This is a genomic window from Neobacillus drentensis, assembly GCF_036966985.1.
GTDB lineage: Bacteria > Bacillota > Bacilli > Bacillales > Cytobacillaceae > Neobacillus > Neobacillus drentensis_E.
The window spans coordinates 1-10,432 of the sequence record NZ_JBALSN010000236.1 but is presented as its reverse complement, the minus strand read 5'-3'; the positions used below and the strand labels follow the sequence as shown (position 1 = coordinate 10,432).

The following is a 10,432-nucleotide window of genomic DNA, read 5'->3' as shown; positions in this document are numbered from 1 at the left end:
CTGCGGGGTCTCCCCTGCCCCGTCCTCCCGCAGGAGTCTTCGTGCCTTCCGCTCCAACCAACAGGGGTGCAAACTAACTAACATTGCCTTTGAAAAAGGAACCTATCCAAGCCCCTCTACCAGGCTTGTCCCTTACTAAGTTGACCAGGTCCGGCTTGTTTCCAGTACCCCCTCAAGTAGGCTACGACCGTCTCGATTTCAGCTCTTCTCCTAATTGGGCAAAGAACTCTTCATTCGACTTTGTCTGGCGTAATTTTTTCAAGAAACGCTCCGCAAAATCGGGTGAATCGGACATTGATTTTCGGATCGCCCATAATTTATCCAAATGATCCTTCGGAATAAGAAGCTCTTCCTTACGAGTACCAGAGCGGCGAATATCAAGCGCAGGGAAAATACGGCGCTCTGCAAGCGAACGATCGAGATGCAGTTCCATATTACCTGTCCCTTTAAATTCCTCATAAATCACGTCATCCATCCGTGAACCGGTATCGACAAGCGCTGTCGCCAGAATCGTTAAACTGCCGCCCTCTTCGATATTACGGGCAGCCCCGAAGAAACGCTTCGGACGGTGGAAAGCTGCCGGGTCAATCCCCCCGGAAAGTGTCCGGCCGCTTGGCGGAATCACTAAGTTATAGGCACGAGCAAGACGCGTAATACTATCCATCAGGATGACCACGTCACGCTTATGTTCGACTAAACGCATCGCGCGGTCGAGCACAAGTTCCGCCACTTTAATATGGTTTTCCGGCACTTCATCAAACGTCGAACTAACAACGTCACCTGCAACCGAACGCTCAATGTCGGTTACTTCCTCTGGACGTTCGTCAATCAACAGCATAATTAATTCAACTTCCGGATGGTTCGTGGTAATACTGTTGGCGATTTCTTTTAACAGCATCGTTTTACCGGCCTTAGGAGGTGCAACGATCAACCCACGCTGCCCAAAACCAACTGGTGCGATGACATCCATAATCCTTGTCGAAAGATATTTTGGAGTGGTCTCCAATTTCATCTGGCGGTTAGGATAAAGCGGTGTCAAGCCTGGGAAGTATACCCGTTCCTTCGCCGATTCCGGGTCTTCTCCGTTGACAGCTTCTACGTGCAATAGTCCATAATAACGCTCATTTTCTTTTGGAGGTCGTACCTTACCGGAAACTTTATCCCCATTACGAAGGTCGAAGCGGCGGATTTGCGATGCAGAAATGTAGATATCTTCTGAGCTTGGCGAGTAATTGATTGGTCGTAGGAATCCAAATCCCTCTGACTGGATAATTTCTAAGACGCCTTCCATGAAAAAGTATCCTTGCTGTTCCGCGCGGGATTTCAGGATGGCAAAAATTAATTCTTTTTTCGTTAATTTGCTGTAGTAGGTCACTTTATATTCGCGTGCAAGCTCATAAAGTTCCTTCAGCTTCATATTTTCTAAACTTGAAATTGTTAATTCCATTTGTGCACCACACTTTTATTTTTTTCAATCAGATGTTGTTAAGAGAGTTGAGGAATAATGATAGAAGTAGAAATGAAATGAATAGAATTGCAGATAACATGCATAATAAAACAATTACTATTGTACCCTCTATGCAAAAAATTAATCAACTTATTTTTCTATTTAGATTCATTGGAAATTTCTTCTTGTCGGAGTTATTCCAAATTCCTAATGGAGTGAATAGGAGTTTTTTAATTTAAGTGACAATGCCATGAAGGGTGCCTGACACCAAATTGGTGTCAGGCACCCTTACTTTCGGCACCGTTTATTTAATCACTAGGTTTGGTTTTTTCTTTAAGCTGTGACGGCCCTCGACGAAGCGGACGGTGCCTGATTTGGCACGCATGACGATCGAATGTGTTGAGCCGTATGAGCCTTTGAATTGAACACCGCGCAGTAATTCGCCGTCTGTGACCCCTGTTGCAGCAAAAATGGCGTCATCGCCTTTTACCAGGTCTTCCATCCGGAGGACACGATTGACATCGAGGCCCATTTTGATGCAGCGCTCTAGCTCCGCATCACTTTGCGGCAGCAATTTTCCAATGATTTCGCCGCCCAGACATTTTAACGCCACCGCTGAAAGAACGCCTTCAGGGGCACCACCAGAACCAAAGAGAATATCAACGCCGGTATTATCAAAGGCGGTATTAATCGCACCTGCGACGTCTCCATCATTAATCAACTTGATCCGTGCGCCAGCCTCACGAAGCTGGGCAATGATATGCTCATGACGCGGGCGATTTAAGACCGTCGCCACAACGTCTTCAATATCTTTATTTTTCGCTTTCGCAACAGCTTTAAGGTTATCAAGAACAGACGCATTGATATCGATATGGCCGACCGCTTCTGGGCCAACTGCGATTTTTTCCATATACATATCGGGAGCATGGAGAAGATTTCCGTGATCGGCAACCGCCAGAACCGCTAAGGCATTCCAGCCGCCTGATGCTAAAATATTGGTTCCCTCGAGTGGGTCTACGGCAACGTCAACACGCGGACCATAGCCTGTCCCCAGTTTTTCGCCAATATAAAGCATCGGTGCTTCATCCATTTCCCCTTCACCGATTACCACAGTTCCCTTCATGGGCACGGTGTCAAACACATCGCGCATCGCCGAGGTAGCTGCACCGTCGGCCTCATCTTTTTTCCCACGGCCCATCCAGCGGGCTGAAGCAAGTGCAGCGGCTTCCGTGACACGGACAAGCTCCATCGTTAAACTTCTTTCCATCGTCTCCATCTCCCTTAAGTCTCTTTAGCTGTCTTTTCAACTTCAGTAGCTTATGGTCAACGCCTAAGCTTTATCTATGTGTCTAGCTGCATGCCATACGCCGCTAAACGGGGCGCTTCCGCTTTTCTAAGTATTTTTCATCTGTTCGACTTCTTCTTTAGTTAACGCTTCCCGCCAAACTGTGGCACCAAGGCCATTTAGTTTTCCGACGAGGTCGCTGTACCCGCGGTCAATGTGCTCGAGGCCGGTTACTTCGGTAATTCCTTCCGCCATCAGACCGGCAATGAACAGTGCGGCGCCTGCCCTGAGGTCACTTGCCTTCACTTTCGCTCCCTGCAATTGCACCGGGCCATTAATAATGGCAGAACGACCTTCGACTTTAATGTTGGCGTTCATTCTACGCAGTTCATCAATATGTTTGAAACGGGCACCGTAAATCGTGTCTGTTACTACACTTGAGCCGGTCGCTCTCGTCAAAAGGGTGGTAAATGGCTGCTGAAGATCGGTCGGAAATCCTGGATAGACGAGTGTCTTGATATCAACGGCCTTCAACTTCGACGATCCATCCACAAACACTTGGTCATCGCCAGATTCAACACGGACACCCATTTCACGTAATTTAGCAATCAATGATTCTAAATGCTGCGGGATGACGTTGTCGATAAGTACGCCTTCACCAACCGCGGCACCCAAAATCATATACGTGCCCGCTTCAATCCGGTCTGGAATAATCGTATGGCGGCAACCGTGAAGCGCTTCCACACCATCGATACGAATGACATCCGTTCCAGCCCCTTTAATCTTTGCACCCATACTTGTTAACAATGTCGCCACATCAATGATTTCCGGCTCTTTCGCCGCATTTTCAATGACTGTCCGCCCTTTGGCGCGAACTGCTGCCAGCATGATATTAATCGTTGCACCCACACTGACCACATCAAGGTAAATACGTGCGCCGCGAAGCTCGTCCGCCCGTAAATAAATCGCACCTTGTTCATTGGTAATTTGAGCCCCAAGTGCTTCGAAGCCTTTGATATGCTGATCAATCGGTCTTGGACCTAAATAGCATCCGCCAGGCAGGCCAATGACCGCCTTTTTAAAACGGCCGAGCATAGCACCCATTAAGTAATAAGAAGCACGGAGCTTTTTTACTTTCCCGTTTGGCAGGGGCATGGAAATCATGGTCGATGGGTCAACCGTCATCTCGTTATCAGAAAGCTGAACGTTACCGCCGATTTCTTCAAGGAGGTCCTTCAAGATTTCAACGTCTGAAATGTCCGGCAATCCCTCAATTGTCACTGGTGATTCCGCTAAAATGGTTGCAGGAATTAACGCAACAGCACTATTTTTCGCCCCGCTGATCCGAACCGTTCCCTTTAACGGATAGCCACCCGCAATTTTAAGTTTTTCCATATTCGACTCCCTTCTAAGCCCTGTAAGTCAAACGGTACAATCCGCTTATTACGAAATGAGGCTCTAGGTATATTTTTCCATCATTAAAAGTCAAAATCCGACAACTTGTCTATCCTTTAGTTTACACCAAATTTTTATTTTCATGTATGGCAATTAAAAAAATTTACACGAAATGGGAATAATTATGCTTCTGTACGGGAATTCCAATCTTTTAAGAAGCCTTCAATCCCTTTATCTGTTAATGGGTGATGGAATAATCCCATTAATACTTTGTATGGAATGGTTGCAATATGAGCGCCACGTAACGCTGCTTCTGTGACGTGAATTGGATTACGAATGGATGCTGCAATGATTTCTGATTCAATGCCATGCACGTTGAAGATGTCTGAAATAGTTGAAATTAGGTCTAAACCGTTTTGGCCGATATCATCTAATCTGCCTAGGAATGGAGAAACATAGGTTGCCCCAGCTCTTGCCGCAAGTAAGGCCTGGTTCGCACTAAAAATGAGGGTTACGTTAGTTTTGATTCCTTCTTGTGAAAAAGCATGCGTTGCTTTTAACCCATCTGGAGTCATCGGAACTTTTACGGTAATATTCGGAGCGATCGCTGCAAGCTCTCTGCCTTCTCTAATCATGCCTTCTGCATCAAGTGCAATAACTTCTGCACTAACAGAACCAGGTACTAGGGCAGTAATTTCTCTTAAGCGGTCGTGAAAAGAAACACCTTTTTCTCTAGCAACTAATGATGGATTAGTAGTTACACCTGCTAGTAATCCAAGGTCATGGGCTTCGCGGATCTCGTCTAAATTAGCTGTATCAATAAAGAATTTCATAGTTAATCCCTCCATTTTTTCGACTAAATATTCAAATTTCTTTTTACAGACTGAAACCGTCCTAAAAGTACGAGGACGGTTTACATTTTATCATATTCTAGAACAAATATGAAATGTGGCTAGACATTTGCCATTGTTCGATTAAGCTTTACCTGAAGAACCGAATTCGCGGATTTTGCCAATAACTGTTGTTTTGATTGCTTCGCGAGCTGGTCCTAAATATTTACGTGGATCATATTCTTCCGTTAATGCAGCTAATGTTTCACGTACTGCTTTTGCAGATGCGATTTGGTTTTCAGTGTTAACGTTGATTTTCGCTGTTCCAAGGGAAACAGATTTTTGGATATCTTTTAATGGGATACCAGTTCCGCCGTGAAGGACTAATGGAAGGCCAGTAATATTTCCGATTTCTTCCATTTCAGCAAAACCAAGGTTTGGTTCACCTTTGTAAGGACCATGAACAGAACCTAAAGCAGGTGCAAGACAGTCGATGCCTGTGCGTTTTACTAACTCTTCACATTCTTTAGGGTCTGCGTAGATAACGCCATCAGCAACAACGTCGTCTTCCTGACCGCCAACAGTTCCTAATTCCGCTTCAACAGACACACCTTTTGAATGTGCATATTCAACTACTTTTGAAGTAATTTCAATATTTTCTTCAAATGGGTGGTGGGAAGCATCGATCATAACAGATGTGAAACCTGCATCAATCGCTTCTTTACACTTATCAAAGCTTGAACCGTGGTCAAGGTGAATTGCTACAGGAACGGTAATTTTCAAATCTTCCATTAAGCCTTCAACCATTTTTACAACTGTTTTGAAGCCGGACATATAACGAGCTGCCCCTTCAGAAACACCAAGAATTACAGGTGAATTTTCAGCTTGAGCAGCTTGAAGAATCGCTTGTGTAAATTCTAAGTTATTTAAGTTAAATTGCCCAACCGCATAGCCTTCAGCTTTGGCTTTAATGAGCATTTCTTTCATGGAAACTAATGGCATTTCTATTCCTCCTTAAATTAGGCAGATATCTTTTCAATTTTGGTTCTCCATATTAAGGTTTTCCCTCAATTTTACGGATTATGTATTCCTTGAAAAAGATAAACAACCAGTGAAAAGTTCATATGTATCATATCAAACCAGGGGTTGAAATGCCATTAATTAAACGCAGTTTTGTAAACTGTCATAATGAAAGCGCGCCCATTTTTATTGTAAGCACTTTCTTTATATTTCAAGCCAAAAAATGAAATTTAATTCATTTTTTGGGGAATGTGTTTCCTGACAGCTGCTCGAATATCATCGATATCAAACGGCTTGGCAAAATGAGTAATGGCACCAAGATCCTTAGCTTCTTGAATCATATCAAGTTCACCATAAGCCGTCATAATAATGACGCGGATATCTGGGTCGATTACCTTCATTCGTTTTAAAATTTCAATTCCATCCATTCCAGGGATTTTCATATCCAATAGGACAAGGTCGGGGTCATGTTTTGTCACAATTTCAAGGGCCTGAATCCCATTGGCTGCCTGATATGTTTGATACCCCTCTTTTTGAAACACTTCATTTAGTAAAATTCTAATGCCAAACTGATCATCAACGATTAAAATTTTCTCTTTCATAACTCCACCTCTTCCTTGTTTACTTGATGCTTTTTTATTATCCCATTTATCTATCACTTGTTATATTTCTCTATTAGGAAATAATCTCCTGCAAATTTTCTTAGATTTTGTTATTATTTTTGCAATATCGAAAAATTGCCTATAATAAAAGGGTGAAAAGGAGGGTTTTTATGTTAAAAATGTTTACTACCCAGTTAACCGGCTTGTTTAAGCGGCTTGAGGAAAAGGAAGAATATTCGTTTGAGGACGGAGCACGTTTGCTTGCCCAGGCACCCGTCGGTGATGGGTCTATATATATTTTTACCACAAAGGAAATGAAAGCGGTCGAGTTTGAGGCTTTAGATGGGGCGGAACCGTTTAAGGGCGTGAAGATATTAGAGGAGATGGAGGAATTAACGGATTCCGATCGTGTGTTGATGTTCACGCGATATTCAAGTGATGCTGCAGCGCTAGAGGTGGCCGAGCAGCTCCACGAAAAAGGAATTCCATTTGTCACGGTGGCGACGGCTGTTCCGGGTGGTGAACAATTGCAGGAATTAGCCGATCTCCTGATTGATTTGCGGCTGACCAAAGGACTGCTCCCCGATGATGAGGGAAATCGTTATGGATATCCTTCTTCGATGGCAGCTTTGTTCGTTTATTACGGCTTGAAATTTACCATTGAAGAGATTTTGGCAGAATATGAGGAGTAAAAGCGGGTGTATGAACCCGTTTTTTTATTGCCCTTTAATATTTCCCGGGGGGGTAAACTTGGGATTGTTCGGCTTTCAGAAGCTTTTGTGCAATTTTGGGATCCTTTTGTACAAATTTCGTAAGGTTTTGTACAAGTTTTCCGTACTTTTGTACAAATTTTGAGTGGTTTTGCACAATTAGACAATATATGGAAAAATTGAGTGTCTGACACCAAAAAAAAGGACCAGAAAACTGGTCCTGAATACTAACTTATTTTTGTAATGATGCTTTAATAAAGTCACGGAACAACGGCTGTGGACGATTTGGTCTTGAGACAAACTCCGGATGGAACTGTGATGCTACGAACCACGGATGGTCCTTTAACTCAACAATTTCCACTAAGCGGCCGTCTGGGCTCGTGCCTGAGAAAATAAAGCCTGCTGCTTCCATGTCTTGACGGAAATAATTGTTAAATTCATAGCGATGACGATGACGCTCATAAACAACCTCATCCTCATACGCTTCAAACGCCTTCGTACCCTCAACAATACGAGCTGGATATAGACCTAGACGCAAGGTGCCGCCCAAATCCTCCACATCTTTCTGTTCAGGGAGTAAATCAATGATTGGATAGGCTGTTTCCGGTACAAACTCAGCGGAATGCGCCCCTTCCAAGCCAAGGACATTTCGGGCAAATTCAATTGTTGCTAGCTGCATTCCTAAACAAATACCAAGGAACGGCTTCTTCTGCTCACGAGCATAACGAGTCGCTTCAATTTTCCCTTCAATCCCGCGATCTCCAAAGCCGCCAGGAACAAGGACTCCATCCACATCATCCAAAAGTTCCGCTACATTTTCACGGGTTACATCTTCTGAATTAATCCATTTGATTTCCACATCAGCATCAAACGCATAGCCTGCATGTTTCATTGCCTCAACCACAGAAATATAGGCATCTTGAAGTTCCACATATTTTCCGACAAGACCAATGCGTGTCTTGCTAGAAAGATGGGTTACGCGGTCTACGAGCGCCTTCCACTCGGTCATATCCGCTTCTTTCGCCGATAATTTCAAATGGTCACACACGATTTGATCCATGTTTTGCTCTTGAAGGGCAAGTGGAATCGAATACAGCGTGTCTGCGTCCATACATTCAATAACTGCCTTTGAGTCAATGTCACAGAACAAGGCAATTTTATCCTTCATGTCCTGTGAAACCGGCATTTCCGTACGCACAACAATAATGTTTGGCTGAATACCAAGGCTGCGCAGTTCTTTAACGCTGTGCTGGGTCGGCTTTGTTTTCATTTCGCCCGCTGCCTTGATATACGGAATTAATGTACAGTGAATGTACATTACATTTTCGGAACCGATATCGCTCTTGATTTGACGAATCGCTTCGAGGAATGGAAGGGATTCAATGTCCCCTACCGTTCCGCCGATTTCCGTGATCACGACATCGGCATTTGTTTCTTTCCCGGCACGGAAGCAGCGTTCCTTAATTTCATTGGTGATATGCGGAATAACCTGAACAGTTGCCCCTAAATAATCACCGCGGCGCTCTTTACGTAAAACCGTTGAATAAATTTTTCCAGTTGTTACGTTTGAATACTTGTTTAAGTTGATGTCGATAAAACGCTCATAGTGGCCTAAGTCCAAATCTGTTTCAGCGCCATCTCCTGTTACGAACACTTCACCGTGCTGATAAGGACTCATCGTTCCCGGGTCGACGTTAATGTATGGGTCGAATTTTTGAATGGTTACATTCACGCCCCGATTTTTCAATAAACGGCCTAATGAAGCTGCCGTAATTCCTTTTCCTAGTGATGACACCACACCACCAGTTACAAAAATATATTTTGTCATAAATATTTCCCCCTCTTATTCAGTTTGTACATTATTCAGTTTGTTTAAGGGTTTTTGTAAAAAATATTTTCCTTACGCCCGTAAAAAATGAAAAAACTCAGTGAAACATGAGTTTTTTGAACAATAAAAAACGCCCGCCTACTTGTGGTAGGGAGCGTATTATAAGTAAATAATGTATCGTCCTCTTTTTAAGGAGCCCAAAAAAGATATTACAAGGGCGTGGAAAAAAAGTCAAGTGGATTAATCTTCTTCGACTTCTTCCTCATCCTCAAATTCTTCTTCTTCATCCTCAAGGTCATCGTCAAGATCGTCTTCTTCATCCAATTCGATGTCAAGATCATCTTCAATGGCATCATCATCGTCGTCAAGATCAAGATCATCATCTTCATCAAGATCAATATCTTCCTCATCATCAAGAAGATCGTCTTCATCGTCAAAGTCATCAAAGTCATCTTCAATCTCATCAACTTCATCGAAATCTTCGAGATCGTCTTCATCGACAACCTTCTTCGCCTTCTTCTTCTTCGGTTTCACGACTGCAACCACTTCTTCTTCAGCTGTATCGACTGGATACCAGACACGAAGTCCCCAGCGGTTACTTCCTAATGAAAGGAAACGGCCATCCACGTTAATGTCGGTATAAAATTGAGCAAGTCTGGTACGAACTTCCTCATCAGAGATTCCTGATGCTTTTTTGATTTCTTCTACTAGTTCATTAAAGGCAATCGGCTGCTTACTATTTTTCAAGTATTCATATGCCATTTCCATAAGGGAAAACTCTTGTAATTCCTCTTTTGAGTATTGTGCTAAACTCAATATCGGCACTTCCTTTCTCTATTTAACACTCTTAAATGAGTGAATAACGGACTATCGTAATAATAAAATATGAGAACTGTCTAGCTGCAGCGCCTGATCAAGGCACCATCCGCTTTTCTCTCAATTTTTGCATATTCTTCATTATAAACAAATTCTTCCGGTTTATGCTAGTGCTAGTGAGTTGTTTGACACTGAATTTTTATGGACGAGGTTTTTTACCATCATTTTTCTCTGCCTGCTTTTGCTTTTTCATCTCTTTCAGCGAAATCACTAGAAAGAAGATTGCTAGCAGCAAGAATGAGACTGCACCCAACTGACGTTGATAGAGATAATTTAATGGCCAGGCAAACACAATTAAAATGAGTAAAATATAACCAAACTTCATTCGCTCCACCTGCCCAAATCCCTCGAAGTATGTACGCTAAATAGATTATATTAGATAACCGCAAATAATAATATCTCATAAAAGAAGTTTTATTACAAAAATTGGTGTCAGGCA

10 protein-coding genes are annotated in these 10,432 nt (G+C 43.1%); 1 reads left to right on the top strand and 9 read right to left on the bottom strand.

Annotated elements, in window-relative coordinates; translation table 11 throughout:
* Positions 1–181 precede the first annotated feature (181 nt).
* The 6 genes from rho to V7659_RS15940 form a co-directional block, all read right to left on the bottom strand.
* Entirely contained in the window at positions 182–1,447 is a 1,266-nt protein-coding gene (gene rho / locus V7659_RS15965; RefSeq protein WP_098571543.1) for a transcription termination factor Rho, read from the bottom strand.
* A gap of 304 nt (positions 1,448–1,751) precedes the next feature.
* Positions 1,752–2,714 carry a class II fructose-bisphosphatase gene (gene glpX, locus V7659_RS15960; RefSeq protein ID WP_026568197.1) on the bottom strand — a complete coding sequence of 321 codons (963 nt, stop codon included), beginning with the start codon at positions 2,712–2,714 and terminating at the stop codon, positions 1,752–1,754.
* A 126-nt stretch (positions 2,715–2,840) separates the two neighbouring features.
* A complete protein-coding gene (locus V7659_RS15955) occupies positions 2,841–4,127 on the bottom strand; it encodes a UDP-N-acetylglucosamine 1-carboxyvinyltransferase (protein WP_335540835.1) in 1,287 nt (428 codons plus the stop codon).
* Between the two features lie 182 nt (positions 4,128–4,309).
* Positions 4,310–4,960 carry a fructose-6-phosphate aldolase gene (fsa, locus tag V7659_RS15950; RefSeq protein WP_283876741.1) on the bottom strand — a complete coding sequence of 217 codons (651 nt, stop codon included), beginning with the start codon at positions 4,958–4,960 and terminating at the stop codon, positions 4,310–4,312.
* A gap of 141 nt (positions 4,961–5,101) precedes the next feature.
* Positions 5,102–5,959: a class II fructose-bisphosphate aldolase gene (locus V7659_RS15945; RefSeq protein WP_283876742.1), complete on the bottom strand. Its 858-nt coding sequence runs from the start codon at positions 5,957–5,959 to the stop codon at positions 5,102–5,104.
* A gap of 248 nt (positions 5,960–6,207) precedes the next feature.
* Positions 6,208–6,579: a response regulator gene (locus V7659_RS15940; RefSeq protein WP_026568193.1), complete on the bottom strand. Its 372-nt coding sequence runs from the start codon at positions 6,577–6,579 to the stop codon at positions 6,208–6,210.
* A gap of 170 nt (positions 6,580–6,749) precedes the next feature.
* On the opposite strand from V7659_RS15940, the gene V7659_RS15935 reads away from it, so the two are divergent.
* The gene (locus V7659_RS15935) at positions 6,750–7,271 is read left to right on the top strand and encodes a DUF2529 domain-containing protein (protein ID WP_335540834.1); all 522 of its coding nucleotides are present in this window, start codon (positions 6,750–6,752) and stop codon (positions 7,269–7,271) included.
* Positions 7,272–7,521: 250 nt separating this feature from the next.
* Here the strand turns inward: V7659_RS15935 and V7659_RS15930 are convergent, their stop codons facing one another.
* The 3 genes from V7659_RS15930 to V7659_RS15920 all read right to left on the bottom strand — a co-directional run bounded on the left by V7659_RS15930 (position 7,522) and on the right by V7659_RS15920 (position 10,318).
* Positions 7,522–9,117, bottom strand: coding sequence for a CTP synthase (locus V7659_RS15930; RefSeq protein WP_335540833.1), 1,596 nt, complete (start codon positions 9,115–9,117; stop codon positions 7,522–7,524).
* A 240-nt stretch (positions 9,118–9,357) separates the two neighbouring features.
* A complete protein-coding gene (gene rpoE, locus V7659_RS15925) occupies positions 9,358–9,933 on the bottom strand; it encodes a DNA-directed RNA polymerase subunit delta (protein WP_335540832.1) in 576 nt (191 codons plus the stop codon).
* 199 nt (positions 9,934–10,132) lie between these two features.
* Entirely contained in the window at positions 10,133–10,318 is a 186-nt protein-coding gene (locus V7659_RS15920; protein ID WP_335540831.1) for a hypothetical protein, read from the bottom strand.
* Positions 10,319–10,432: the final 114 nt, after the last annotated feature.

What these genes read in the sequence shown, in the direction of transcription:
- rho (WP_098571543.1), bottom strand. Translation starts at nt 1,447, where the DNA reads ATGGAATTAACAATTTCAAGTTTAGAAAATATGAAGCTGAAGGAACTT.
- glpX (WP_026568197.1), bottom strand. Translation starts at nt 2,714, where the DNA reads ATGGAAAGAAGTTTAACGATGGAGCTTGTCCGTGTCACGGAAGCCGCT.
- V7659_RS15955 (WP_335540835.1), bottom strand. Translation starts at nt 4,127, where the DNA reads ATGGAAAAACTTAAAATTGCGGGTGGCTATCCGTTAAAGGGAACGGTT.
- fsa (WP_283876741.1), bottom strand. Translation starts at nt 4,960, where the DNA reads ATGAAATTCTTTATTGATACAGCTAATTTAGACGAGATCCGCGAAGCC.
- V7659_RS15945 (WP_283876742.1), bottom strand. Translation starts at nt 5,959, where the DNA reads ATGCCATTAGTTTCCATGAAAGAAATGCTCATTAAAGCCAAAGCTGAA.
- V7659_RS15940 (WP_026568193.1), bottom strand. Translation starts at nt 6,579, where the DNA reads ATGAAAGAGAAAATTTTAATCGTTGATGATCAGTTTGGCATTAGAATT.
- V7659_RS15935 (WP_335540834.1), top strand. Translation starts at nt 6,750, where the DNA reads ATGTTAAAAATGTTTACTACCCAGTTAACCGGCTTGTTTAAGCGGCTT.
- V7659_RS15930 (WP_335540833.1), bottom strand. Translation starts at nt 9,117, where the DNA reads ATGACAAAATATATTTTTGTAACTGGTGGTGTGGTGTCATCACTAGGA.
- V7659_RS15920 (WP_335540831.1), bottom strand. Translation starts at nt 10,318, where the DNA reads ATGAAGTTTGGTTATATTTTACTCATTTTAATTGTGTTTGCCTGGCCA.